Source organism: Streptomyces sp. DS1-CR2 (genome assembly GCF_055760475.1).
This window is the reverse complement of record NZ_CM147085.1, coordinates 4642837-4668585: the sequence shown is the minus strand read 5'-3', so window position 1 is coordinate 4668585 and position 25749 is coordinate 4642837. Positions and strand designations below refer to the sequence as shown.

The following is a 25749-nucleotide window of genomic DNA, read 5'->3' as shown; positions in this document are numbered from 1 at the left end:
TCCCCCCGGACCCCCGCAGACGCGTTCCAAGACACCCACTGCCCGCGCCACAACCGCCCGAGGGGTCCCGTTCCGTGAGTCTCCACCCCAGTCTTCAGTCCTACGCCGATGCCTGGACGCATTCCATCGAAGCGATATCCGAGCTGGTGACGCCCCTGGTGGAGGGCGAATGGAGCCGGGCCACGCCATGCCCCGGCTGGTCGGTGCGGGACATCGTGTCCCACGTCATCGGCCTCGACTGCGAGATGCTCGGTGACCCGCGGCCCATCCACACGCTGCCGCGCGACCTGTACCACGTGCAGAACGAGCACCAGCGGTACATGGAAATGCAGGTCGACGTGCGGCGCCACCACACGGCGCCCGAGATGACCTCCGAGCTGGAGTACACGATCATCCGGCGCTCCCGGCAGCTGCGCAACGAGTCGCGCGAGCCGGGCGCGCTGGTGCGCGGGCCGCTCGGCACGGAAGAGACCCTCGAATTCGCCATGCGCAAGCGGGCGTTCGACGTGTGGGTGCACGAGCAGGACCTGCGCGCGGCCATCGGCCGGCCCGGCAACCTCGACTCGCCGGGCGCGTACGTCACGCGCGACATGCTGCTCGCCGTCCTGCCGAAGGTCGTCGCGAAGGACGCGTCGGCGCCCGCGAACTCGGCGGTGGTCTTCGATGTGCACGGGCCGGTCGAGTTCCTGCGCACGGTCCGCGTCGACGCGGACGGGCGCGGCACGGTCGACGGCGCCCCGTCGCTGGGCCCGGCCGCCACGCTCTCCCTCGACTGGGAGACCTTCGTCAAGCTGGCCTGCGGCCGTGTGACGCCCGACGCGGTGTCCGACCGGGTCAAGACGGAGGGCGACCTGGACCTCGCCCAGGCGATCCTGAACTCGCTGTCCACGACGCCGTAGCCCTTACGGGGGCCAGGGCGGCGGAGCGACGGGCAAGGCCCCGGTGCCGGAAACGGCAACCGGGGCCCGTCGCTTACGCGGGGAGGTCTTACGCGAGGAGATCTTGGGCGGGGATGTATTGCACGGGTACGCCTCAGCCGCGTATGCCTCATGCCGGGACCGCCTCAGCCGCGTATGCCTAACGCCAGGACCGCCTACGCCGGTACGTGCACCGTCTCCACCCGGCTGGCCACAAGGCGCTCCCGCTCGCGCCGGTCCGCGCGTCGGCGCAGTCGCAGGATCTGGCTCACCCCGAGCGCCTCGAGCACGAACACCGCGCAGAACGCGATCCGGTAGTTGTCGCCGGTCGCGTCCAGCAGGACCCCGATCGCGAACAGCGTCGTCATCGACGCGACGAACCCGCCCATGTTGACGATCCCGGACGCGGTTCCCTGCCGCTCCGGCGGGTTCGCCGGGCGCGCGAAGTCGAATCCGAGCATGGACGCGGGACCGCACGCTCCGAGCACGACGCACAGCACCACCAGCAGCCACATCGGCGCGTGGTCCCCCGGGTAGGCGATCGTCACGGCCCACATCACGGCCGTACCGGCGACCGTGCCGAGGGCGAGCGGCAGCCTGGCCATGTGGTGCCGGGCCACGATCTGCCCGTAGACGAGCCCGATCAGCATGTTGGACAGCACGACGAGGGTGAGCAGTTCACCGGCGGTCCCGCGCGAGAGGCCCTGCGCCTCGACCAGGAACGGCAGGCCCCACAGCAGCAGGAACACCATCGCCGGGAACTGCGTCGTGAAGTGCACCCACAGGCCGAGCCGTGTCCCCGGCTCGCGCCAGGACGCGAGGATCTGTCCGCGGACGAAGGCCCCGCCGGTGTGCCGCACGGGCTCCGGTTCGAAGCCTTCCGGATGGTCCTTGAGGAAGAGCAGCATCAGGACGAGGACGACGACTCCGGCGAGCGCGCTGCCGGCGAACGCGGCCTCCCAGCCGACGCCGTGCAGCAGCCGTGCGATCACGAGGGTCGACACCAGGTTGCCGGCCATGCCGACGAGGCCGGCGAGCTGCGCGACCAGCGGCCCGCGCCGGGCGGGGAACCAGCGGGTGCCGAGCCGCAGCACGCTGATGAACGTCATCGCGTCGCCGCAGCCGAGCAGCGCGCGCGAGACGAGGGCCGTCCCGTACGAGGGCGAGAACGCGAAGCCGAGCTGGCCGATGGTGAAGAGGACGACGCCGATCGTCAGGACGCGCTTGGTGCCGAGCCGGTCGACCATCAGGCCGACGGGTATCTGCATGCCCGCGTACACGAGCAGCTGGAGGATCGAGAAGGTGGACAGCGCCGAGGCGTTGATGTGGAAGCGTTCGACGGCGTCGAGGCCCGCGACGCCCAGTGAGGTGCGGAAGATGACGGCGACGAAGTAGACGGCGACGCCTATGGACCAGACGGCGATGGCTTTGCGGCCGCCGGGCGGGTCTCCGGGCAGCGTCGCGGTGCCTGCGGAGCTCATCGGACCTCGCCCCGCGCCAGGTTCGAGAACCAGCCGACGTGGCGGCGGACGACGGTGACGGCTGCCTCGGCGTCGCCGGCGCGCAGCGCGTCGAGGATCTCCGCGTGCTCGGTGAGTGTCTTGGCGATCCGGTCCGGGTGCGAGTGCATCACGGCGACGCCCATTCTCAGCTGGCGGTCGCGCAGCTGGTCGTAGAGGCGGGAGAGGATCGCGTTGCCTCCGCTGCGGACGATCTCGGCGTGGAAGCAGCGGTCGGTGCTGGCCGCGTCGGTGAACTCGCCCGCGGCGGCCTGGGTCCGCTGGAGCGAGAGCAGTTCCTCCAGGCGGGCGATCAGGCTCGCGGGCGCGGGGACCGCCTTGCGTACGGAGTGCTCCTCGACGAGGAGGCGGGTCTCGACGACGTCCGCGATCTCCTGTGCGGAGACGGCGAGGACCAGGGCACCCTTCTTCGGGTAGAGCTTGATCAGCCCCTCGACCTCCAGCTTGAGCAGCGCCTCGCGCACCGGGGTGCGGGAGACTCCGACGGCCTCGGCGAGCTCGCCCTCGGTGAGCAACGTCCCGCCCTCGTAACGGCGTTCGAGGACGCTGCGCTTGACGTGGTCGTAGACGCGGTCGGCCGCCGGCGGTCGCTTGACGGCAGCGGGGGGCGGGGGCGCGGGAGGCATGCGCACATCATAGATACAACACGTACGCATCGTCGGCGGCCGTCCAGGATGCGGACGCGGCACCCCTGAACGGCTGGGGCCGCCCCCTCGCCATAAATACTCCGCAATCCGGCACATCCATCCGCCGTGCTCATGAGTCTCTTCAGCGAGCGGCACCTCATGTGGCCGCATTCCAGGGGCTTTTGGAGCGTTCAACTTGAAAACCCGCATTAAGGGCATTCGCCGCGTAACCGCCGCTGCCACCGTGACCGCCGCTGCGGTCCTGACCAGCGGGGTCTTCGCCACCTCCGCGCAGGCGGCCACGCTGCCCACCCCCACGATCGTCGCCAAGGGCGGCTACGTGATGAACAACGGGACCGGTACGAGCCTGTTCACCAAGGCCGCCGACACCCGCCGTTCCACCGGCTCCACCACCAAGATCATGACCGCGAAGGTCGTCCTGGCTCAGTCGAACCTGAACCTGGACTCCAAGGTCACGATCCAGAAGGCGTACAGCGACTACATCGTCGCGAAGAACGCGTCGTCGGCCCGTCTGATCGTCGGCGACAAGGTCACCGTCCGCCAGCTCCTGTACGGGCTCATGCTCCCGTCGGGCTGCGACGCCGCGTACGCCCTGGCCGACAAGTTCGGCTCCGGCAGCACGCGCGCCGCCCGCGTGAAGTCCTTCATCGGCAAGATGAACAAGGCCGCCACGGACCTGGGCCTGAAGAACACGCACTTCGACTCGTTCGACGGCATCGGCAGCGGGGCGAACTACTCGACGCCGCGCGACCTGACGAAGATCGCCTCGTCCGCGATGAAGAACTCCACGTTCCGCGCGGTCGTGAAGACGACGTCGACGAAGCAGAAGGTCACCACGAAGAGCGGCGGCTACCGCTACATGTCGTGGTCCAACACGAACAACCTGCTCGGCAGCTACTCCGGCACCATCGGCGTGAAGACCGGCTCAGGCCCCGAGGCCAAGTACTGCCTGGTCTTCGCCGCGACCCGCAACGGCAAAACGGTCATCGGCACCGTCCTCGCCTCGTCCTCCGTGACCAACCGCACGGCGGACGCGAAGAAGCTTATGGACTACGGGTTCAAGAAGTAACCCGCACCGCATGGGAGGGGCCTGCCGCGTGCTGCGACGGGCCCTTCTTTCCCGCCGGCCTCCGTCGCGGAGCGCGCCCCCGCCGGCGACAGGATCGACAACTGGGAACGCTCGGCGACGGCCCTGCCGGAGCTTACTGAAAGGCGGCATCGAGAGCATCGCGGACGGGGTGCACTCGCGACCGACCGCGGACCATGGGCAGCACTACCGGCTGGCCGTCACCTGCGCGGGCCTCGGGGACGCTGAAGCCGTCTTCACAACCGAAGCGGGAGCCATCACCGAAGTCATCCCCTGTGACACGTACGCCACACGGGGCCGCCCCTCAGGGACGGCCCCGTGTCGTTCGCTCACGCCCAGGTGATCAGGCGCTTCGGCTGTTCAAGAATCGCCGCCACGTCGGCCAGTACCTTCGAGCCCAGCTCTCCGTCCACCAGGCGGTGGTCGAAGGAGAGGGCCAGGGTGGTGACCTGGCGGGGCTTCACCTTGCCCTTGTGGACCCAGGGCTGGAGCTTGATCGCGCCCACGGCGAGGATCGCGGGCTCGCCCGGGTTCAGGATCGGGGTGCCCGTGTCGACGCCGAAGACGCCGACGTTCGTGATCGTCACCGTGCCGCCCTGCATGGCGCCCGGCGACGTCTTGCCCTCGCGGGCCGTCGACACCAACTCGCCCAGTGCCGCCGCCAGTTCGGGCAGGGTCTTGGCGTGCGCGTCCTTGATGTTCGGCACGATCAGACCGCGCGGCGTGGCGGCGGCGATGCCCAGATTCACGTAGTGCTTGCGGACGATCTCCTGGGCGGCCTCGTCCCAGGACGCGCTGATCTCGGGGTTCCGCTTGATCGCGACGAGCAGCGCCTTGGCGATGAGCAGCAGCGGATTGACCCGCAGCCCCTGCATCTCCTTGTCGGCCTTCAGCTCCTCGACGAGCTTCATCGTCCGCGTCACGTCGACCGTCACGAACTCCGTGACGTGCGGCGCGGTGAACGCGGAGCCGACCATCGCGGCCGCGGTCGCCTTGCGTACGCCCTTGACGGGGATACGGGTCTCGCGGACGCCGTCCGGGACTACGGCCGGCGCGGCGGCGACCGGCTCCTGCGGCTGTGCCAGTACCTGCGCCTGCGTCACGACCGGCTCGGGAGCCGGGGCGACGGCCGCGTGCACGTCCTCGCGGGTGATGATGCCGTCAGGACCGGAGGGGGAGACCTGCGCGAGGTCGACACCCAGATCCTTGGCCAGCTTGCGCACGGGGGGCTTGGCCAGCGGCCGTCCGTTCTCCTTCGCCGGAGCTTCCGGCGCGGTAGCGGGAGCGGGAGCGGGCGCCGGCTGCGTGACCGCCGCGGGGGCCGCCGCCACGTCTCCCTTGCGCGGCCTGCGCTTGGTCGACGCCTCGGACACCCCGTACCCCACGAGAACCGGCTGCCGCCCCTGAGGCTCGGCCTCGGGTTCGGGCGACGCGGGCTCCGGCACGGACACGGACCCGGGAGCAGTGGCCGTAGCGCCGGATCCGCCCGCGATGTCCACCGCGATGATCACCTGCCCCACATCCACCGTCGTCCCCTCGGGGAAGCGCAGCTCGCGCACCACCCCGTTGAACGGGATGGGCAGCTCGACAGCCGCCTTCGCCGTCTCCACCTCGCACACGACCTGCCCGTCGGTGACCGCGTCACCCGGCTGGACGTACCACTTGAGGATCTCGGCCTCGGTGAGCCCCTCGCCCACGTCGGGCATCTTGAACTCGGCCAGCGCAGCGTCTGTCATCGTCGTCACGGCCCTCTCCTCAGTACGCCAGCGAGCGGTCGACGGCATCGAGCACCCGGTCGAGGCCCGGCAGATACTCATCCTCGAGGCGCGCCGGCGGGTACGGCACGTGATAGCCGCCGACCCGCAGCACGGGCGCCTCCAGATGGTAGAAGCAGCGCTCGCTGATCCGCGCGGCGATCTCCGCGCCCGTACCGAGGAAGACCGGGGCCTCGTGCACCACGACGAGCCGGCGGGTCTTCTCGACGGACTTCTGCACCGCGTCGAAGTCGATCGGCGACATGGAGCGCAGGTCGAGGACCTCCAGGGACTTGCCCTCCTCCTGGGCGGCCGCGGCCACCTCCAGGCAGACCTTCACCATCGGCCCGTACGCGACGAGCGTCAGATCCGTGCCCTCGCGCACCGTGCGCGCGCCGTGCAGCGGTCCGGGGATCGCCTCGGTGTCGAGCTCGCCCTTGTCCCAGTAGCGCCGCTTCGGCTCGAAGAAGATCACCGGGTCGTCGCTCTGAATGGCCTGCTGCATCATCCAGTACGCGTCCGACGAGTTCGACGGGGAGACCACCTTCAGGCCCGCCACGTGCGCGAACAGCGCCTCCGGCGACTCCGAGTGGTGCTCGACCGCACCGATGCCGCCCCCGTAGGGGATCCGCACGACGACCGGCAGCTTGATCTTGCCGAGCGCGCGGGCGTGCATCTTCGCGAGCTGCGTGACGATCTGGTCGTACGCGGGGAAGACGAAACCGTCGAACTGGATCTCGACGACCGGCCGGTACCCGCGCAGCGCGAGGCCGATGGCCGTGCCGACGATGCCGGACTCGGCGAGCGGGGTGTCGATGACCCGGTCCTCGCCGAAGTCCTTCTGCAGCCCGTCCGTGACGCGGAAGACGCCGCCGAGCTTGCCGACGTCCTCGCCCATGATCAGGACCTTGGGGTCGGTGTCGAGCGCCACGCGCAGCGACTCGTTGATCGCTTTCGCGAGCGGAAGCTTCTGTACCGCCATGATCAGTTGCCTCCCTCGGCATCGGAGAACGACGCCTGGTAGGCGGCGAACTGGGCACGCTCCTCGTCGACGAGCGAGTGCCCGTCCGCGTACGCGTTCTCGAAGATGGCCATCCGGTCCGGGTCCGGCATGGCCCGCACGACCTCGCGTACTCGAAGACCCAACGCTTCGCTCTCGGCCTCGAGTTCCGCGAAAAATCCCTCGTCCGTGTCAGTTTCGGACTCGAGATAGGTGCGCAGGCGCAGGATCGGGTCCTTCGCCTCCCACGCCTCACGCTCCTCGTCGGCCCGGTACTTCGACGGGTCGTCGGAGGTGGTGTGCGCGCCCATGCGGTACGTGAACGCCTCGACCAGCGTCGGCCCCTCGCCCCTGCGCGCCCGCTCGAGGGCCCACTTGGTGACGGCCAGGCAGGCGAGCACGTCGTTGCCGTCGACGCGGACGCCGGGGAAGCCGTAGCCCTGCGCGCGCTGGTAGAGCGGCACGCGGGTCTGCCTCTCGGTCGGCTCCGAGATCGCCCACTGGTTGTTCTGGCAGAAGAACACGACGGGCGCGTTGTAGACCGCGGAGAACGTGAACGACTCGGCGACATCTCCCTGGCTGGAGGCGCCGTCACCGAAGTACGCGATCACGGCGCTGTCCGCGCCGTCCTTGGCGATGCCCATGGCGTAGCCGGTGGCGTGCAGCGTCTGCGAGCCGATGACGATCGTGTAGAGGTGGAAGTTGTTGCTGTTCGGGTCCCAGCCACCGTTGTTCACGCCGCGGAACATGCCGAGCAGGTTCGTCGGGTCGACGCCCCTGCACCAGGCGACGCCGTGCTCGCGGTAGGTGGGGAAGACGTAGTCGTCGTCGCGGGTGGCGCGGCCCGAGCCGATCTGCGCGGCCTCCTGGCCGAGCAGCGAGGCCCACAGGCCCAGCTCGCCCTGGCGCTGCAGCGACGTCGCCTCCGCGTCGAAGCGGCGGGTGAGGACCATGTCGCGGTACAGGCCGCGCAGCTCGTCGGCCGTGATGTCCTCGACGAACGCGGCGTACTCGGCGTGCGCGGGGTCCTCCACGCGCCGGCCCTCGGGGCTCAGCAGCTGGACGAGGTCGGGCGCTCCCACTCCCGGGGACTTCTTCCCAGACTTTTTCGCAGCGGTGCGCTTGCGCGGCGTACGCGCGGCGGCAGTGCTGTCCACGGTCACGTGTGCTCCTCCGTCGGTCCGGCCCCCGGGTTCGCCGGGAGGCCTGGGGGTCCCCCCAGCCCTTTTGATAAAGGGCCTTGGGGAGGCTCGCCTGGTCCGTCCCGCGCACGGGGTGGGTGCGACTCGGCCGGGTACAGGCGTGACAGGTGCCCCGGCGAGCGCCCTGCACGATGCACGTTACCCAGTGCCCCACATATCTGCGAAACCCCTCTGACCTGCGATTTTGCTTGGATATCCAAGTAAATCGAGCAACTGCGGAACACTCGCTGGTCAGACGCGGTCAAAGCACCATTCGGAGCACCGGTCACAAGCCTGGCAGGCAGCCGGAACACCGGCACGTTATCCCGGTCACCTCAGGCACGGGAAGAGCCAGTATGTGAGACTGACCGTGTGCCCGAAGACGGAAAAATTCGTGTATTTCTACTCGACGACCATGAAGTCGTACGCCGCGGAGTGCACGAGATGCTCTCCGTGGAAGAGGACATCGAAGTCGTCGGCGAGGCGGGTACGGCTGCCGACGCCGTCGTCCGCATCCCCGCCACGCGCCCCGATGTCGCGGTCCTGGACGTGCGGCTCCCGGACGGCAGCGGCGTCGAGGTGTGCCGCGAGATCCGCTCCCAGGACGACTCGGTCAAGTGCCTGATGCTGACCTCGTTCGCCGACGACGAGGCACTCTTCGACGCGATCATGGCGGGCGCCTCCGGCTACGTACTGAAGGCCATCAGAGGCAACGAGCTCCTGAACGCGGTCCGTGACGTCGCCGCCGGGAAGTCCCTGCTCGACCCCGTCGCCACCGCCCGCGTCCTCGAAAGACTCCGCGGCGGCGGAGCGCAGGACGACCGGCTCGCGAACCTGACCGAGCAGGAGCGCAAGATCCTCGACCTGATCGGCGAAGGCCTGACCAACCGCGTCATCGGGGAACGCCTGCATCTCGCCGAGAAAACGATCAAGAATTACGTGTCCGGCCTGCTGTCGAAACTGGGCATGGAACGCCGCTCGCAGGCCGCCGCATATGTCGCGCGGCTGCAGGCCGAGAAGCGCCACTGAATTCGGGACCTACGTCCCTTTCGCAGGGGGCCGCGGCCCCTTTTGCTGCCCGCTTCCGGTGGCGCACTGTGGAAACATGCCCTCCGAACTCCAGGAAGACCGCGCCCGGGAACAGCGCGCCATCGAGCTCATCGGCAGCGTGGACTACGGCCGGGTGGCGACCAGCATGCGCGCGCTCCCCTTCCTCGCCTCGGCCCGCCACATCGTGGTGGACGGCCGGGTCATCCTGCGTATGCACAAGGGCTACGGCTACCACCAGGCCTGCGCCGGCAGCGTCGTCGCATACGGCGCCGACAACCTGAACAACGGCGACCCCGCCGACGGCCAGTGGTCAGTCCAGTTCGTCGGCACCTGCGTGGCCGTCGAACCGACCCCCGGCGAACTCGGCCTCTTCGGCCCCGCTCCCCGCTTCGCCGACGGGGAGCCGTTCGACCCCGTCTATCTGCGGATCGAGCCCCAGTTCGTCACCGTGCACGAGCTGACGGGCGGCGCCCGTCATCCGAAGCGGGTCTTTCGCCACGTTCTGTAGCCACCAGCTACCCAGGGTGCCCTAACATCTGGCGCGTGCCGCGCTCATCTGCTCACTCCGCCCCACCGCTCCGCGCCCTGCTGCGGCAGTACGACGCCGGCTCACCGCTGGCCTGCGAACCCGTCGACCAGGGCCTGCTCAACCGCGGCTACCGGCTCGCCACCACGCGCGGCCGCTACTTCCTCAAGCACCACTTCGACCCCGAGACCGCCGACCCGGCCGCCATCGCCCGCCAGCACCACGCCACCGAACGCCTGGCCGCACTCGGCGTCCCCGTCGCCCCGCCCCTGCCCGCCGCCGACGGCCGCACCGTCACCGTCATCGGCGGCGCCAGCTACGCCCTGCACCCCTGGGTCGAGGGCCGCCACCGGGGCGGCGCTCAGCTCACGGCGGCCCAGTGCCGCACGCTCGGGGCGCTCCTGGGACTCGTACACGCCTGTCTGGAGAAGGTCATGGGGGCCGCGCCCGCGCGTGGGCGGGCCAGTGCCGATCCCGCGGACACCCTCGCGCTCATCGACACCCTGCTGGAGCGGGTGCGCCGCCGTCGCCCGCACGACGCGTTCGACGAGCTCGCGCGGCACCGGCTCGTGGAGCGCCGCGCACTCCTGGAGTCCTGCGCGGGGCGGCGGCCTGAGCAGGCCTCGGCGACCGGCTGGGTGCACGGGGACTTCCACCCGTTCAACCTGCTCTACCAAGGCGGCGTACCGGCCGCGATCGTCGACTGGGACCGGCTCGGGGTGCAGCCGCGCGCCGAAGAGGCCGTACGCGCCGCCGTGATCTTCTTCGTGCGTCCCGTCGGCACCCTGGACCTGCCGAAGGTGCGGGCCTACGCGCGCGCGTACCGCCGCGCCTCGGGCGCCGGCGCGGACGAACTCGCGGCCGCCGTCCACCGTGTGTGGTGGGAGCGGCTCAACGACTTCTGGATACTGCGCTGGCGCTACGAACGCGGCGACACCCGCGCCGATCCCCAGTTCCCCGCGGCGTCGGCGCTCGCCGTGTGGTGGACGAACGAGTACGGGGCGGTGCGCGACGCGTTCGCCCAGTGAGCGGCCGTCAGTGAGCCGGACCGGCCGGGTCAGCCCGTCGCCGGGTCGCCCGTGGAGACCTGGAGCTGGATCGACTCGGGGTTCTTCGGGTCGATCTCCGTGCGCGCCTTGGGGTACTGCACGATGACCGTGCCCTCACCGAAGGTGTTCTCATCGACGTCCCGGACATCGAACTTCCAGCCGGCGGCCTGCATACAGGCCTTGACCGACTTGATGTTCTTGTACGTGAAGTCCGGGAGCATGACCTTGTCCGGGTCGTTGTAACCCGTGTCAGGCTCCGTGCACTCGTCCTCTTCCATCGTCTTCGTCAGATCAGGACCCTTGTGACCGGCGACGACCGACGGCGACTTCTTCGCGTCGCCGCCGCCCTTCTCGTCATTGCCGTTCAGCGTCAGGGCCGTGATCAGACCGCCGACCGCGATCAGCGCGACGACGATCGAACCGACGATCACCCCGGTGTTCCGCTTGCCGCCACCGCCACCGGAGACCGCCGAACTCGGCGTCGTCTGGGGCGAGATGGTGTACGGCGGAGGCGTCTGCTGGTGCAGCGGCTGGTGCTGCTGGTGCTGCTGAGGCGCGTACGGAGAGGTGGGCGGCGGGGTCTGATAGCCCTGCTGCGGATATCCGTAGCCCGGAGTGGCCGGCGCCGGCGTCCCGTAGGGGCCCGGCTGGTACGGCGTCTGCACCGGTCCGGTCGGCGCCGGCGTCGACTGGTCGACCGGCGGGAACACCGCGGAACCGACACCCGCACCGCTGGACGTCTGCGCGCCCGGCACGATGCTGGGCGCCGCGGCCTGCAAGGACTGGGCGACCCGCAGGCACTCGTCCCGCATCGCCTCGGCGCTCGGGAAGCGCTCGTTCGGGTTCTTCTTCAGCGCGCGGGCGACCAGCGCGTCCACGGCCGGGGGCACCGACCGGTTGATCGACGAAGGAGCCACCGGCTCCTCCTGGACGTGCGCATACGCTATGGCCAGCGGCGAGTCCGCCTCGAACGGCAGCCGCCCGGTGACCAGTTGGAACAGCATGATGCCGACCGAGTACAGGTCGGAGCGGGCGTCCACGCCACGGCCGAGGGCCTGCTCGGGCGAGAGGTACTGCGGGGTGCCGACGACCATGCCGGTCTGCGTCATCGACGTGACACCGGACTGCATGGCGCGGGCGATGCCGAAGTCCATGACCTTGACGACGTTCCGCTTCGTCATCATGACGTTGCCCGGCTTGATGTCGCGGTGGACCAGACCCATCTCGTGGCTGATCTCGAGCGCCGCGAGCACATCGGCCGTGATCTTCAGGGCCTTGTCGGTCGGCATCGCGCCATAGTGCGCGACATCCGCGTCGAGCACGGAGCCCAGCGGCTGGCCCTCCACGTACTCCATGACGATGTACGGAGTGGTCATCCCGTCGAGGTCGTCCTCGCCGGTGTCGAAGACCGAGACGATGTTCGTGTGCGTGAGCTTCGCCACGGACTGGGCCTCGCGGCGGAAGCGCTCACGGAACGCCTGCTCGCGCCCGAGCTCGGTGTGCAGCGTCTTGATCGCCACCTGGCGGTCGAGCACCGAGTCGTACGCGAGGTGGACCGAGGCCATGCCGCCCTCGCCGAGCAGATCACGCAGCTGGTAGCGACCGCCGGCGACAGCACGCCCTGCGTACCGGCCCTGTGCGCCGTCCTGGCTCATGTTTTCTACGTCCCCCATCGGCGCGACCGGTGATCGATTGCCACTATTCCCGGCCAAGTCTGCCCCGTGGCACTGACACGTCAAGCTCGGTGCCCGTTCCGTGACCGTACGGGCAAGAAGCGTCGCGGAAGCGTTACAGGAACCGCCCAGACGATTTGCATCGCATTGCCCGCAGAAGGTTTGATGGCCGGTCCATCTCGGGACGGCGCGCCGGGCGAAGCCTGTAGCGTGGCCCGACGGAGACCGTAACGACCACCGCGCGTACATCCGACAGTGCGGACACGAACGCGGACAGAAACGACGGCGAGGACTGATGGCACAGACGCAGCGCGCTCAGGGCCCGTCCGACCCCGAGGCGGCTGGCGGCGGTATGTCAGATGCGCCGGAGTTGTGGGGGAACGGCGGGCTGGTCGGCGACGGCCGGTACCGGCTGACCCACAGACTCGGCCGGGGCGGCATGGCGGAGGTTTTCGCCGCGGAGGACGTCCGGCTCGGACGCACCGTCGCGGTCAAGCTCCTGCGCTCCGACCTCGCCGAGGACCCGGTCTCCAAGGCCCGCTTCACGCGCGAGGCCCAGTCGGTCGCGGGCCTCAACCACCACGCGGTCGTCGCCGTGTACGACTCCGGCGAGGACACCGTCGGCCGCTCGGTCGTCCCCTACATCGTGATGGAGATCGTCGAGGGCCACACGATCCGCGACCTCCTCCTGAACGCCGAGGCGCCCGGACCCGAGCAGGCACTGATCATCGTCTCCGGTGTCCTGGAGGCCCTCGCCTACTCGCACCAGCACGGCATCGTGCACCGCGACATCAAGCCGGCGAACGTGATCATCACCAACACCGGTGCGGTCAAGGTGATGGACTTCGGCATCGCGCGCGCCCTGCACGGCGCGCAGTCGACCATGACGCAGACCGGCATGGTCATGGGCACGCCCCAGTACCTGTCGCCCGAGCAGGCCCTCGGCAAGGCCGTCGACCACCGCTCCGACCTGTACGCGACCGGCTGCCTGCTCTACGAACTCCTCGCGCTGCGGCCCCCGTTCACCGGCGAGACCCCGCTGTCCGTCGTCTACCAGCATGTCCAGGACACCCCGGTGCCGCCCTCCGAGGTCTCGGACGTGGTGCCGCCGGAGCTCGACGGGCTCGTCATGCGCTCGCTGGCCAAGGACCCGGACGACCGGTTCCAGACCGCCGAGGAGATGCGCGGCCTCGTCCAGTACGGGCTGCAGATGCTGTACGACCAGGGCGGCCACACCAACACGTGGAACACCGGTCCGGTCGCCGCCGACATGCACAGCGGCGGCAACACCCCGGCCATGGGCGTCGCGGGCACGACGGCGCTGCCGCACCCGTCCGACGGCGGTACCGCGGCCCAGCCGATGCTGCGGCCCCCGGGCAGCGACGACGGCGGCTTCGACGGCGGACACCGCGGAGGCCGCGGCAGCGGCCGCGGCAAGATGTGGCTCCTCGCGGTCCTCGCCGTGATCGCCATCGCGGGCGGCGCGGCCTGGGCGATGACCAAGGGCGGCGATCACGAGGGCGGCCCCGGCACCACCCAGTCGCCCACGCAGTCGCACTCCCAGAAGGAGAAGGAGCCCACCGAGAGCTCCGACGACACCGCCACCGAGGACGACACGACGGACCCGGGCGCCGGGACCGGCGGGGAGACCGACTACACGCCGTCGCAGGAGCCCAGCACGGGTGACGTCACGCCGTCCGGCAGCGCGTCAGAGCCGACCGGTGAGCCGTCGGACCCGACACCGTCCAAGACCCAGCCGACCTCCGAGGAGCCGCCCACGGGCGACCCCAGCCTGCCCACGGAGGAGCCGCCCACGGGTGGCACCGCCGGGGACCCGGGCGGGAACGACCCGGGCGGCACCGACGGCGGGGCCTGAGCTGCCGCCCTCCCGGCAGACGACATACGAAGGCGCCCGGCCGGTCATGGTGACCGGCCGGGCGCCTTCGCGTTCTGGGTTCGATTCGGATTGCGACAGGTACCGGGTGGGGGCGCCTGTGTCTTTACAGGTACGGGCCTCCGGAACGGCCGGCGATCCGCGGGTCGTCGCCCTCCTCACCGCCGCCCACGCCGGGCGGCAGCGCGCGGCGCATCTGCTCCAACTGGGCCCGCGCGGCCATCTGCTGGGCGAACAGCGTCGTCTGGATCCCGTGGAAGAGCCCCTCCAGCCAGCCCACCAACTGGGCCTGAGCGATCCGCAGTTCGGCGTCGCTCGGGGTCACCTCGTCGGTGAACGGCAGGGAGAGGCGCTCCAGCTCCTCGACGAGCTCCGGCGCGAGACCGTCCTCGAGCTCCTTCACGGAGCTGGCGTGGATCTCCTTGAGCCGCACCCGGCTCGCCTCGTCCAGAGGAGCTGCCCGCACCTCCTCGAGCAGCTGCTTGATCATGCTGCCGATGCGCATCACCTTGGCGGGCTGTTCCACCATCTCCGTCACCGGAACCTCGCGGGAGTCGTCGTCTCCACCGCCGCCGAGCGCCATTCCGTCCTGGCCCACGACCAGGACCTGGGGGCTCTGCGGCGAGCTTTCGTTCCTCGGCATCTCCATGCCGCCATTCTCTCGCACCGCACCATCACACCTGGGTAGTGCCCCCATACGAGGGTGATCCACCGTGTTCGGGCGTGCTCCCACCGTGAGCGACGGTGTTCCCGACGCGTACGGGTCTGCGCGACGCGGGCGGCGGCTTGCGGGGCGGGCGGGGCGTCGAACGGGGGCCACGGGCCGGTCGGGACGGGAGGTCTCGGGACTGGGCGGAGCGGGAGGTGTCGGGCGTGGGGGGTGCGTAGGCCGTGGGTCGCGCGCGTGGTCGCGGCTGGGGCATGGGGAGCGCGTGGGCCATGGGCGGGGCGTATGTCATGGGCGGCGGACATTTCTCGTTCGGGGCAGATTTCATGGGCGGCGGGATTTCAGGTGCGGCGGCGATTTCACGTGCGGGGCAGAATTCACGTGACGTGCTGGGCAGCTCTCACGTGCGGGGCAGATTTCACGTGCGGCGCAGATCTCACGTGCGGCGCAGGCGCAGTGCCAGGAATCCGACGCCGAGGCCTACGAGCACCAGGCCGGAGCCCAGCGGCAGGACGCCCACGCCGGGGATCACGGGTTCGGCGACCGTCGGCCGCGGGGTGCGGCCGGCGGTGTCCACGGGGACGCCGGTGGGCCGGGCCGACGGCTGGACCTGCCGCTCGTCGGAGCCGTCCTCGCGGGCCTGCGGCTCTTCCGGGTGCACGGGTATGGAGGCGTGGGCCGGGCGGGTGCGGGGCGGGTCCGGCGGCGGAGGGCTTGACCGTTTCGGCGACGCGGCGGCGGACGCCGAGGCGGAGTGGCTCTTTCCGGCGGAGTGGCCCTTGCGGGAAGGGTCCGCGGGGGAGGACTTCGCGGGGGAGGCCTTCGGATTGGCGTGGGAAGCGCTGGGCCTTCTGGGGGAGGCACTCGCCGAGGGCTTCTCGGTGTCGGGCGCGGAGGGTTTGGCCGCGGAGTGCCCGTCGCTGGGCCGGCCCTTGGGCGGCTTCTGTTCGGGGCGGTCGTGGGCCGACGGCTCGGACTCGGCCCGCCCCGGCGGCGTACGGCCCTTGCTGGGGTGGCTGCCGTCCTGTGCCTCGCCGTCCGAGGCAGAGGTGGAGGCAGAGGTGGAGGCGGGGGCGGGGGCAGAGGTGGGGGCGCGCGTGGGCGCGGGTTCGGCGGCGTACGCGTAAGTGCCTGAGGTGGCCGGTCCCAGGAGGAGGGCCAGGAACAGCAGGGGCCGCAGCAGCGGCGGCAGCGGCAGCGGCAGCGGCAGCGGCAGCGGGCGGCCGGTGGTGCGGAGGCGTGGAGTCATTCCGCGCGCCCCTCCCGGAATCGAGTCACCAAGATCGGAGGAATCCCGGAATCAGCGTCACATGACGCAACAATTCCGGCACCTTGGTGTCACTCCACTCACTCCGGCCACGCCGCCCGGCCGCCTGGGGGCCTGGGGGCCTGGGGGGCCATCAACTCGCCTGGGCCACGCCCCCGCCCGCCGATGGATCTACTCGACGGTGAGCAGCACCTTCCCGATGTGCCCGCTCTCCTCCAGGACCCGGTGCGCCTGCGCCGCGTCGCTCATCGGCAGCTTCCGGTCGACGATCGGCCGGACACGGCCCGAGTCGATCAGCGGCCAGATGTGTTCCCGTACCGCAGCGACGATCGCGGCCTTCTCGGCCAGCGGGCGCGCGCGCAGCGAGGTCGCGGTGATGGCGCCGCGCTTGTTGAGGAGCACGGCGATGTTCAGCTCGCCCTGGATGCCGCCCTGCATGCCGATGATCGCGAGGCGGCCGTTGGTGGCCAGCGCGTGGACGTTGCGGTCCAGGTACTTGGCGCCCATGTTGTCGAGGATGACGTCCGCGCCCGCGCCGTCGGTGGCCCGCTTGATCTCCTCCACGAAGTCCTGCTCGCGGTAGTTGATCAGGATGTCGGCGCCGAGCTCGGCGCAGTAGTCGAGCTTCTCCTTGCTGCCCGCCGTCACCGCCACCTTTGCCCCGATGGCCTTGGCCAGCTGGATGGCCATCGTGCCGATGCCGCTGGAGCCGCCGTGGACCAGGAAGGTCTCGCCGGGGCGCAGGTGGGCGATCATGAAGACGTTCGACCAGACGGTCGAGGTCACCTCGGGCAGCGCGGCCGCCGTGACGAGGTCGGTGTTCTCGGGTACCGGCAGGAGCTGGCCGGCCGGGACGGCGACCTTCTGGGCGTAACCGCCGCCCGAGAGAAGCGCGCACACCTCGTCGCCGACGGACCAGCCGGACACGCCGGCGCCGAGGGCGACGATGCGTCCCGAGCACTCCAGACCGGGGATGTCGCTCGCGCCGGGCGGCGGGTTGTAGAAGCCCTGACGCTGAAGCAGATCGGCGCGGTTGACGGCCCCGGCCGCCACCTCGACCAGCACTTCGCCGTCACCGGGTACGGGATCGGGGACCTCCGCCCAGACGAGCGCCTCAGGTCCACCGGGTTGCGGAATCGTGATCGCATACATGCCGGCGAGGCTACTCCTCGGAGCAATCGAGGAGACGGGTCGGCGCGTGCCCCAACTGCCCATCCTCCCGGGCCCCCAACCGGCCGTCCCCGCGAGCCCCAACTGTCAGTCCCGCGGCAGCCGTCGCGTGTCCGGGACGGCCTGGGTGCCGGGGGTGGCACGGACGATCGTGATCAGGCGGTCCGTCAACTGGAGCGTGCCGATGGCCCGGTCGTCGTAACCCAGCACCCGGTGCCCGCGCACCACGCTCACCACCAGGTCCTCGGTCTCGCGGACCTTCAGCCCCACCTCGGCCTTTATGACCGGCCGTTCCACGATGTCGAGGCCGCTGCCCTGCTGGATGAGGTCCTCCATGACCATGCCCGCGCTCGGGCTGAGCACGGAGAGTCCGAGCAGCCGGCCCGCCGCGCTGGCGCTGGTGATGACGGCGTCGGCGCCCGACTGCCGCAGCAGCGGGGCGTTCTCCTCCTCGCGGACAGCCGCCACGATCTTCGCCGCGCGGTTGAGCTGGCGGGCGGTGAGGGTCACCAGGACCGCGGTGTCGTCCCGCTGGGTGGCGATGATGATCTGCCGCGCCCGCTGCACCTCGGCCCGCAACAGCACATCACTGCGGGTGGCATCGCCGACGACCCCGGCGAACCCGTGCGCCGTGGCCGCCTCGATGACCTTGCTACTGGGGTCGACGACCACGACCTGATCCGCCTTCAGGCCCGTCGCGCAGACGGTCTGGATCGCCGACCGGCCCTTCGTGCCGAATCCGACGACTACGGTGTGGTCACGCAAGTTGGACCTCCAGCGCTTTTGCGAAAGTAACCTAGGTTCATGGACAACGACCTTGTGCAGCACGCTCGTTGGGGAGATCTCAAAGGCCAGAACTGGGCCGGTCTGGTCCGACTGTCCTTCGAGGTCGACGAGGGTCCCGCTACCACTGGGAACGACGCTACCGGCAACACCGAGGCCAAGCCCGCGTTCCGGCCCATGACCGGGCGGGACATCAGAAGCCGCGACGAGCAGGAGAAGGACAACCGGTCGTTCGTCGAGTCGCGCGGAGGACGCTACGTCTTCACGTACGAGGAGCCGGACACGAGCGCGTGGAAGCGCAAGCGGGTGCGGTTACCCAACGGGGAGATCGGATACCGGGTCATCCGTCCCGTTTTCGAAGGCGCGCTTGAGGACCTGAAGCGAGGCACCGCCCCGAACGGCGAGCACATCGACGGCTTGATCGTCTACGACATCGACCGCCTCACCCGCGACAACCGGCACCTTGAAGACGCGATCGAGGTAGTCCAGAACTTCGGGCGCCCGATCATTGACATCACGGGCACGCTGGATCTACTCACCGACAACGGCCGCACCGTCGCGCGCATCGTGACAGCGACCAACAACAAGCAGTCGGCCGACACCGCACGCCGGGTCGCCCGCAAGCACCGCGCGTTGCAGCAGGCCGGGATCCCGACGGGCGGTAGGCGCCCCTTCGGCTGGCAGGACGACAAGCGCACCCTCGACGCATACGAGTCCAAGTGGCTCCGGAAGATGGTTGATTGGCTGCTCGCCGGGCGCCCGATCTCGGCGATCATCAATGATCTGAAGCGCAGCGAAGTCCGTACCGCTTCAGGGCACGAGTGGACGCGCGAAGCGATCAAGGTCGTGATGCGTAACCCTCGTATGTGCGGCTACCGCTCGCGCCAGGTCATCGACGTCGACCCAGTCACCGGCATGCAGAACACGCGGCTTGAGATCGTCCTCGACGAGGAAGGCAAGCCCGTCAAGGGTCAGTGGACTCGCATGATCTCCGTGGAGAAGTGGGAAGCCGTCACTGAACTACTGGGCTCCAACCCCGCTCCCGGGCCAGGCCACAACGCCCGCAAGTACCTATTGCGCGGGACTCTGCGATGCGACCGCGATGGATGCAGTGCACCGCTCCGGGTCATGAAGGCGGAGAAGAGCCGGAACAAGCCGGAGGGGTACTTCTACTACGTGTGCCCGAGCAGCGGCAGCGTTCCGGCCGGGTGCGGAGGCTCGAAAATCGGCGGACCGGAGACCGACAAGGCCGTCTCCATGATGGTGATCGCAAAGCACCAGGAGGAGGCCGCCAAGCGCAAGGAGACCCCGGAGCCGGTCGCCTGGGACAAGGAAGAGGAATTGACCCGGGTCCTTGAGGACATCGACGACCTGAAGAGCGCGCGCAGGTCCCGGACCATCACGGCAGAGACGTACTTCACCGAACTTGCCGGCTACGAGGCGGAGAAGCGTCGGCTCACGGCAGAGCGAAACAAGGTCCTGCGTCACCGGGCAGCAGCCAAGCGCGCGCCCATTGACCTTGCGCAGGAGTGGGACGACCTGACGCTCACCGAGCAGCGCGCCTACGTCGAGGACCTGCTGATTGCCGTACTCGTCTCGCCCGCAGTCGGACGCGGGAGGCCGGTCCGGGATCGCTTGGCTCCGGTGTGGCGACCGAAGGGCGATCCGGCTTCGGAGCAAGCAGCCGTACCCGGGTCGGATTGGGGCAGTAATTTGTACCGATGACCGAATCCCTACCGCCAGGCGGCGCTGTGCTCGATGCGGACGAACTGGAGGCCCGCTGGGCTGACGCCTGGCGTCCGGAACAAGTCGCGGAGCGGTTGGATGGCGTCAGTTCGCCCTGGTGCATCGCTGCGGGGTGGGCGCTGGATCTGTTCCGCGGGGAACAGTCGCGACCGCACGGCGATCTGGAGATCGCTGTGCCCGCAGCGGGGTTCCCTGAGATTCGGCACCGCTTCCCCGAGTGCGTGTTTGACGCGGTGGGTTCAGGGCGGGTCTGGACGGAGGCGGGAGCTGAGGCTCTGGCGGCCACGCACCAGACCTGGCTGCGGGATCCGGTGTGCGGTCAGTTCCTGTTTGACGTCTTCCGTGAACCGCACGAAGGCGGGACTTGGATCTGCCGGCGGAACGAGAGGCTGCGGCTGCCGTACCACGCGATCATTGAGCGAACGGCGGACGGGGTCCCTTACCTGATGCCGGAGTTGGTGCTGCTGTTTAAAGCGAAGGCGGCACGGCCCAAGGATCAGGCGGACTTCGACGGGGTGCTGCCGCTGCTGGACAGGGCGCGACGGGATGCCCTTAGTGACTGGCTTGAGCTCGTGCACCCCGGACATCCGTGGCTGGCGGAGCTGGCGGGGTGAGTGGCCCAGGCCACTCCAATGGATGGCCAAGGACGATCCAGCCGGTGAGGACCGGGGGGCCGCGCACGTCTTGATCGTGCTGCGAGACCAGTCGATCGACTTGGCCGCGCCCGTCACAAGTCAGGCCGATGCGTGCGGGCTGGACGGATACACTTGATCGCCTTGGTCACTCTGGAAGAGCCGCACCCGAGTGGTTGCATGGCCATCGACAAGGTAACTCTTCGGGCGAAGCGTGACCTCCGGCAGCGGAGAGGCGACGGGCAGGCCCAGCAGCGTGTTGGCCCGTCGCCAGTCGCTTTCGGACCACGCGGGAGCCATTCGGGCCTGTTCCCGCGCCCATGCCCAGTCGTCGTCGCCCTCCAGGGGAAGCCTCAAGCCCGTCGCCCCTCAACCGCTGACAGCTCCTCGTGGAGGTGCTCCCGATTACGGACTAGGTCGTCCGCGATGCCTGCCGCGATGAGCGCCGCACCAGGGGTATGCCCAGAGCCGACGTAGCGCCACTGCGCGTCTGAGACTGCGCCGGGCACGTCTTCGTTCCTGTGGTGTTCGGCCCGGTCGGCGCGCAGGGCCGCGTACGTCGTCGAGTAGGCGCGGGATTTGGTCAGGATGTGCCCGCGGTACCCGAGGGTGTGAGCCCAGGCACGCAAGCGCAGCGGCTCGTATTCGGGCAGGCCACCCAGGCGCCAGCACGTGAGCATCAGCGTCCGGACGTGCTCGGTTAACGGGAACGCGTCGATGTCCTCGCAGGCCGAGAGCCTGTGGTCGACACCGGCGCCTGTCTCGCTCGCCCCCTTGGTGACGTACTTAGAGATCATCTCAATTGGTGATGCCGGTAGTCTGGTGCTGTGTTGCTGACTGAGCGTCTGGTTCCAGATGGGCTGTGGGAGTTGTTCCAGCGGGTGGTGCCGGAGGCGCCGACTCGGCCGCAGGGTGGTGGCCGGCGCCGTCATGGGGACCGTGAGGTGTTGGCGGCGATTGTCTTCGTGGCCACGACCGGGTGCACGTGGTCGCAGGTCCCGCCCGTGTTCGGGCCATCGGGGGCCACGGCTCACCGCCGGTTCATGGAGTGGAGCCGACAACGGGTCTGGGCGAAACTGCATCGTCTGGTCCTGGACGAGCTGGGGGCTCGAGGCGAGCTGGACTGGTCACGATGCGCAATCGACTCGGTGAACATGCGGGCCCTGAAAAAGGGGACCTGACGGGTCCGAATCCTGTAGATCGGGGCAAGTACGGCTCGAAGATCCACTTGATCACCGAGCGGACCGGACTGCCGCTTTCCGTCGGCATCTCCGGCGCCAACCTTCATGACAGCCAGGCCCTCGAACCGCTCGTGCGCGGCATCCCACCGATCAGATCCCGGCGCGGTCCACGCCGTCGGCGCCCCGCCAAGCTTCACGCCGACAAAGCCTACGACAACCGTCACCTGCGGCAATGGCTCCGCCTACGCCACATAACACCGCGCATCGCCCGCAAGGGAGTTGAGACGTCACAGAAGCTGGGGCGCCACCGGTGGACCATCGAACGCACCATGGCCTGGCTCGCCGGCTGCCGACGTCTCCACCGTCGCTACGAGCGTCAGGCCATCCACTTCCTGGCCTTCACCAGCATCGCCTGCACCCTCATCTGCTACCGCAGACTCACCAATTGAGATGATCTCTTATCCGGCGCCCTGTCGATGCTCGACACCCTGGCCCAGGAGCGAGCCGAGGCAACGAGCAACAGCAGCTTGATCATTGCCGACGGAGACCTCAGCGTCACCGTCCTCTCATGGATGGTGAGCCGCCCCGACTGCATCCAGGCAGACAGGCCGGCCTCCCAGCGGGTCGGCATGCGTGACGTACGAGCCGTACGAACCGCCGCCGACATGTTCATGCGCCTCGACTTCCTGTACGGCGGCGGCCATGGCCACAAGGCATTGCGGCACTACTTCCGCCACGAGGTTCTGCCACTCCTCAGCGCCAGCTACAGCGAAAAGGTAGGCACGTCCCTCTTCGGCGCCGCCGCGGAGATCTCGCAGCTCCTCGCGTGGACGGCGTACGACAGTGGCAATCACCGGCTCTCCCACCGCTACCTGACGTCCACGCTCCGCCTGACGAAGGTCATCGACGACCGCATGTTCGGCGCCCGCATCCTCTCGAACCTCAGCCACCAAGCGAACTACCTCGGCAACCACGCGCAGGCCATCCAGCTCGCGCGCGCAGGAGTCGAAGGCGCCCACGGCCGGGCCACGCCCCGCGCCATGTCGTTGTTCTCAGCGATGGAGGCCCGCGCCCTCTCCAACGCGGGAGACCCCATCGGCGCCGGCCGGGCGATGAACGAGGCGGAGCGCCACTTCGAACGCGCCGATACAGCCGAAGATCCCGAATGGCTGGGCTACTTCGACTCCGCCGAGCAGATGGGCGAGTTCTGCCACTGCTTCCGCGACCTCAAGCAGCGCCGCGAGGCCGTCGAGCACGCACAACGGGCCGTCGACAGCACCGACCCCCAGTACGCCCGCAGCTCGGCTTCTGCCGCATGGTGCTCGCCCAAAGCCAGCTACTGAACGGCGAGTTGGAAGCCGCCGTCACGACGGCGAGTCTGGCTGTGGACGGCGGAGAAACACTCCAGTCCGCCCGCTTCCAGCGCTACGTCAACGACTTCCAGACCGAGGTCAGTACCCGCTCGGCGAACCCGACCGTGGCCGCCTTCAACGACCAGGTGCATGACGCGCTCGCCCGGCTGGAGGACGAGTAGGCGCGCCGTCCCGCATCACGTCAGGCGTCACCTGAGTCGATAGTCCCGCGAGCCAGCACCGCGAGCGCGCCGTATGACACCTGCCTGCTCCAGGCGACGCAGCTGATACAACGCCGACGAAGGGCTAGCCAGGCCAACGGCCGCAGCGATCTCCCGGACGGTGGGGGCCTCACCGTGAGCGGCGATGTGGGCGCATATCACGGCGAGCACCGACCGCTGCCTCTCAGTCACGTCCCAAGACCGCCGGTCGCGAGTCACGATTCCTCCCCGGCCCTCTGACGCAGGTCGGCCAGCCGCTCCCGGGGGACGTCTTGGACGAGACGGCGGGACAGATCAATCAGACGCCGCCGCAGCCGCGTGTTGCTGCCAGCAGGGGCCTCTGCGAGGGCGCTGTAGGTGCGGTTCCAGTCGCGCTGGGCCTGCACGATATCGGGGGGATGTTCGTTGTGCACCATGAGTCCAGTAGATCATGTGTTCGATTTTCTGCGCACGTCGAGACACGCCGGAAAACGTCCTGGGTGTCCTGTGCCACCGAACATTGATCCTTGCCACCGAAGTTTGACGGTCGTCGGAATCGTGCCATTGAAGTTTGAGTGGCAAGAGTTCCTGGTCGTCAGGGCCGGGGGCAGCCGACCGCACAGCCCGATTCCGCCGGTGCGAGCCGAGCAAGGGCGGTGTAGACAGGAGTCATGCCGCAGCGCCGCGAAGGACTTCGACGGCCGGTGCGAGAGGGTCGGGCGTTGCTCGCCATCCCGATCGCGTGGATTGTTGCGGTGTCCGTGATCGACCTTCTTGCCCCGCCCAACATTCATCTGGGTCCGCTGCTCGTCGCGGCCCCGGCGATCACGCCGTTGTTCGCAGGGCCCTGGTCGGTGGGCCTGGTCTCTGCACTGGCGGTGATCGCGCAGACGATCATCGGACTGGTGCGCGATCCTGACGAGATGCTCTCGTCCAACCACCAGGCACAGATCATCGCCCTGGTGCTGGTCGGCACGAGCCTGGTGATCTTCTGTGTAGTGCGGGAGCGCCGCGCAAAAGTGATGGCGCAAGTACGGTACGTGTCCGAGGCCGCCCAGCGCGTGGTACTGCCGCCGCTGCCCAAGAAGATCGGGCCGCTGCGCGTCGCCTCCCTCTACCTTGCAGCAGAGGCCGAGGCCCAGATCGGCGGGGATCTGTACGCGGCGACGCGCACCACCTCCGGCACCCGGCTGATCGTCGGCGATGTGCAAGGCAAGGGGATGACCGCGGTCAACGACGCCGCCCTGCTGCTCGGAGCGTTCCGCATCGCTGCCCACCGCCAGGCGAGCCTGGGCGAGCTGGTGACCTACCTCGACCAAAGCGTGTGCTGGGACCTGATGGAGCCGGGCGAGACGGGCCGCTACGGAGAAACGTTCATCACCGCCACCATCCTGGACATCCCCGACCACGGCGGCCGGGTCCAGCTGGTCGCCTGCGGACACCCGCCGCCGGTCGTCCAACGCAACGGCCGACCGACGACGATGGACACTCTTCATCCCGCACCCCCGCTGGGCCTGGGCGAACTGGCGCATCCGCGCTACCACGTCGACAGCTTCCAGTTCGAGGCGGGAGACCTTCTGCTGCTGTACACCGACGGCGTCACCGAGGCCCGCGACTCCACCGGCACCTTCTACCCGCTCGCCGAGCGCATCACCGGCTGGACCGAGAACGACCCCGCCGCCTTCCTCGGCCGCTTGCGGCGTGACCTGATGCACCACGTCGGCGGACACCTGAACGACGACGCCGCCATGATCGTCATAAAGCGCACCGCCACGCCCCGGGCCTGATCACCCGGCCCCCTCCTGCACCACTCAAACTTCGATGGCACGCGCTCAAGGTTCGGCGCATGGGAGTGTTCGAAGAATGGCCCTGTCTCACAAGGCACAGAAGGGCCTTCGTGGCGTCAGTCAGGGCTTCAGGCCAGAGGCGGAGAGGACCTCTCGTGCCGTTCGGTCGTCGATCAGTTCGCCCAGCTGGCGCAGCACGTCGGTTCCGTGGCGCAGCGTGCCCCGCTCGCGGGAGCGGTGGGCGCCGGTGTCCAGTTCATGCCAGAGCAGCGGATTGGCGACGAGTACGCGGGGGTCAAGCTCCAGCCACTGGCCGTACGCGTCCCTCAGGACGAGGTGCGCGGTGACACCGCCGTACTGACGTACGCTCACCAGCGCGTCGGTGCGTACCCGACGCAGGCGGACAAGCCCGTGTACCGCCAGCCAGCCGTCGCCTGCCGTGACACGTGGCGGGAGCAGCACGGTGAACACCGCGGCGGCCAGGGTGAACCAGATAGCCGCGCGGAGCGTGGTGAGGGTGCCACCGTCCCAGTCGACCAGCGTGGCCATGCCGCAGACCGCGAGGGCGCAGCCGAGCGCGAACCGGGCGTTGCCGCGCCAGTGGCGGTCGTCGGCTGTGTCCCGGGGGCCGCTTCGCTTCATATGACAGACGCTAGGCGGCTCTGG

At 69.4% G+C, this 25749-nt stretch carries 23 protein-coding genes and 2 pseudogenes; 11 read left to right on the top strand and 14 right to left on the bottom strand.

The features are described 5' to 3' along the window. Positions 1-74 precede the first annotated feature (74 nt). Entirely contained in the window at positions 75-899 is an 825-nt protein-coding gene (locus ACY0PA_RS22470; protein ID WP_473079517.1) for a maleylpyruvate isomerase family mycothiol-dependent enzyme, read from the top strand. Positions 900-1093: 194 nt separating this feature from the next. On the opposite strand, the gene ACY0PA_RS22465 is transcribed toward ACY0PA_RS22470, so the two are convergent. Further along, positions 1094-2398, bottom strand: a complete 1305-nt coding sequence (locus ACY0PA_RS22465) for an MFS transporter (protein ID WP_473079516.1) — start codon at positions 2396-2398, stop codon at positions 1094-1096. Then, positions 2395-3063 carry a GntR family transcriptional regulator gene (locus ACY0PA_RS22460; RefSeq protein WP_473079515.1) on the bottom strand — a complete coding sequence of 223 codons (669 nt, stop codon included), beginning with the start codon at positions 3061-3063 and terminating at the stop codon, positions 2395-2397. The genes ACY0PA_RS22465 and ACY0PA_RS22460 overlap by 4 nt, the downstream gene beginning before the upstream one ends. Before the next feature lie 196 nt (positions 3064-3259). On the opposite strand from ACY0PA_RS22460, the gene ACY0PA_RS22455 reads away from it, so the two are divergent. Beyond that, a complete protein-coding gene (locus ACY0PA_RS22455) occupies positions 3260-4153 on the top strand; it encodes a D-alanyl-D-alanine carboxypeptidase family protein (RefSeq protein ID WP_473079514.1) in 894 nt (297 codons plus the stop codon). 347 nt (positions 4154-4500) lie between these two features. Here the strand turns inward: ACY0PA_RS22455 and ACY0PA_RS22450 are convergent, their stop codons facing one another. From ACY0PA_RS22450 to pdhA, 3 genes are read right to left on the bottom strand one after another with little or no spacing between them, the layout of a single operon-like run. After that, on the bottom strand, positions 4501-5916 hold the full coding sequence (locus ACY0PA_RS22450; protein ID WP_473079513.1) for a dihydrolipoamide acetyltransferase family protein: 1416 nt from the start codon (positions 5914-5916) through the stop codon (positions 4501-4503). A gap of 10 nt (positions 5917-5926) precedes the next feature. Next, positions 5927-6907, bottom strand: a complete 981-nt coding sequence (locus ACY0PA_RS22445; protein WP_469982748.1) for an alpha-ketoacid dehydrogenase subunit beta — start codon at positions 6905-6907, stop codon at positions 5927-5929. 2 nt (positions 6908-6909) lie between these two features. After that, positions 6910-8088, bottom strand: coding sequence for a pyruvate dehydrogenase (acetyl-transferring) E1 component subunit alpha (gene pdhA, locus ACY0PA_RS22440; protein WP_473079512.1), 1179 nt, complete (start codon positions 8086-8088; stop codon positions 6910-6912). A 390-nt stretch (positions 8089-8478) separates the two neighbouring features. On the opposite strand from pdhA, the gene ACY0PA_RS22435 reads away from it, so the two are divergent. The 3 genes from ACY0PA_RS22435 to ACY0PA_RS22425 all read left to right on the top strand — a co-directional run bounded on the left by ACY0PA_RS22435 (position 8479) and on the right by ACY0PA_RS22425 (position 10710). After that, complete coding sequence (locus tag ACY0PA_RS22435) at positions 8479-9135, top strand: response regulator (RefSeq protein WP_473079511.1); 657 nt, start codon at positions 8479-8481, stop codon at positions 9133-9135. 76 nt (positions 9136-9211) lie between these two features. Beyond that, on the top strand, positions 9212-9664 hold the full coding sequence (locus tag ACY0PA_RS22430) for a pyridoxamine 5'-phosphate oxidase family protein (RefSeq protein WP_473079510.1): 453 nt from the start codon (positions 9212-9214) through the stop codon (positions 9662-9664). A 35-nt stretch (positions 9665-9699) separates the two neighbouring features. Next, positions 9700-10710, top strand: coding sequence for a phosphotransferase (locus ACY0PA_RS22425; protein ID WP_473079509.1), 1011 nt, complete (start codon positions 9700-9702; stop codon positions 10708-10710). Positions 10711-10739: 29 nt separating this feature from the next. Here the strand turns inward: ACY0PA_RS22425 and ACY0PA_RS22420 are convergent, their stop codons facing one another. Continuing rightward, the gene (locus ACY0PA_RS22420; protein WP_473079508.1) at positions 10740-12386 is read right to left on the bottom strand and encodes a protein kinase domain-containing protein; all 1647 of its coding nucleotides are present in this window, start codon (positions 12384-12386) and stop codon (positions 10740-10742) included. A gap of 313 nt (positions 12387-12699) precedes the next feature. On the opposite strand from ACY0PA_RS22420, the gene ACY0PA_RS22415 reads away from it, so the two are divergent. Then, the gene (locus tag ACY0PA_RS22415) at positions 12700-14280 is read left to right on the top strand and encodes a protein kinase domain-containing protein (RefSeq protein ID WP_473079507.1); all 1581 of its coding nucleotides are present in this window, start codon (positions 12700-12702) and stop codon (positions 14278-14280) included. Positions 14281-14404: 124 nt separating this feature from the next. Here the strand turns inward: ACY0PA_RS22415 and ACY0PA_RS22410 are convergent, their stop codons facing one another. The 4 genes and pseudogenes from ACY0PA_RS22410 to ACY0PA_RS22395 all read right to left on the bottom strand — a co-directional run. Next, positions 14405-14947, bottom strand: a complete 543-nt coding sequence (locus ACY0PA_RS22410; protein WP_473079506.1) for a bacterial proteasome activator family protein — start codon at positions 14945-14947, stop codon at positions 14405-14407. Between the two features lie 454 nt (positions 14948-15401). Then, entirely contained in the window at positions 15402-16214 is an 813-nt protein-coding gene (locus ACY0PA_RS22405; RefSeq protein WP_473079505.1) for a hypothetical protein, read from the bottom strand. A gap of 189 nt (positions 16215-16403) precedes the next feature. Further along, positions 16404-17384, bottom strand: a complete 981-nt coding sequence (locus tag ACY0PA_RS22400) for an NAD(P)H-quinone oxidoreductase (RefSeq protein WP_473079504.1) — start codon at positions 17382-17384, stop codon at positions 16404-16406. 105 nt (positions 17385-17489) lie between these two features. Next, positions 17490-18182, bottom strand: a pseudogene (locus ACY0PA_RS22395) (potassium channel family protein); the annotation flags it as partial. Between the two features lie 24 nt (positions 18183-18206). Between ACY0PA_RS22395 and ACY0PA_RS22390 the strand changes: the two are divergent. Both ACY0PA_RS22390 and ACY0PA_RS22385 read left to right on the top strand, forming a co-directional pair. Further along, entirely contained in the window at positions 18207-19910 is a 1704-nt protein-coding gene (locus tag ACY0PA_RS22390) for a recombinase family protein (RefSeq protein ID WP_473079503.1), read from the top strand. Then, the gene (locus ACY0PA_RS22385) at positions 19907-20545 is read left to right on the top strand and encodes a nucleotidyltransferase domain-containing protein (protein ID WP_473079502.1); all 639 of its coding nucleotides are present in this window, start codon (positions 19907-19909) and stop codon (positions 20543-20545) included. The genes ACY0PA_RS22390 and ACY0PA_RS22385 overlap by 4 nt, the downstream gene beginning before the upstream one ends. A gap of 371 nt (positions 20546-20916) precedes the next feature. Here the strand turns inward: ACY0PA_RS22385 and ACY0PA_RS22380 are convergent, their stop codons facing one another. Continuing rightward, positions 20917-21360 (bottom strand): replication initiator, encoded by a 444-nt coding sequence (locus ACY0PA_RS22380; protein ID WP_473079501.1) that lies wholly within the window; start codon positions 21358-21360, stop codon positions 20917-20919. 36 nt (positions 21361-21396) lie between these two features. Between ACY0PA_RS22380 and ACY0PA_RS22375 the strand changes: the two genes are divergently transcribed. Together ACY0PA_RS22375 and ACY0PA_RS22370 are read left to right on the top strand one after the other, a co-directional pair. Beyond that, a protein-coding gene (locus ACY0PA_RS22375; protein WP_376692667.1) for an IS5 family transposase occupies positions 21397-22193 on the top strand; the annotation gives its coding sequence in 2 pieces (ribosomal slippage) (positions 21397-21729 and positions 21732-22193; 795 coding nt in all). Between the two features lie 21 nt (positions 22194-22214). Next, positions 22215-23278, top strand: a pseudogene (locus ACY0PA_RS22370) (sporulation protein); the annotation flags it as partial. 27 nt (positions 23279-23305) lie between these two features. Here ACY0PA_RS22370 and ACY0PA_RS22365 read toward each other — a convergent pair. Together ACY0PA_RS22365 and ACY0PA_RS22360 are read right to left on the bottom strand one after the other, a co-directional pair. Further along, complete coding sequence (locus ACY0PA_RS22365; protein ID WP_473086397.1) at positions 23306-23509, bottom strand: LexA family protein; 204 nt, start codon at positions 23507-23509, stop codon at positions 23306-23308. A 23-nt stretch (positions 23510-23532) separates the two neighbouring features. Continuing rightward, positions 23533-23733, bottom strand: a complete 201-nt coding sequence (locus ACY0PA_RS22360; RefSeq protein ID WP_473079500.1) for a hypothetical protein — start codon at positions 23731-23733, stop codon at positions 23533-23535. A 234-nt stretch (positions 23734-23967) separates the two neighbouring features. Here ACY0PA_RS22360 and ACY0PA_RS22355 point away from each other — a divergent pair, with 234 nt between their 5' ends. Continuing rightward, the gene (locus tag ACY0PA_RS22355) at positions 23968-25083 is read left to right on the top strand and encodes a PP2C family protein-serine/threonine phosphatase (protein WP_473079499.1); all 1116 of its coding nucleotides are present in this window, start codon (positions 23968-23970) and stop codon (positions 25081-25083) included. 120 nt (positions 25084-25203) lie between these two features. Here the strand turns inward: ACY0PA_RS22355 and ACY0PA_RS22350 are convergent, their stop codons facing one another. Further along, positions 25204-25725 carry a hypothetical protein gene (locus ACY0PA_RS22350; RefSeq protein WP_473079498.1) on the bottom strand — a complete coding sequence of 174 codons (522 nt, stop codon included), beginning with the start codon at positions 25723-25725 and terminating at the stop codon, positions 25204-25206. Positions 25726-25749 lie beyond the last annotated feature (24 nt).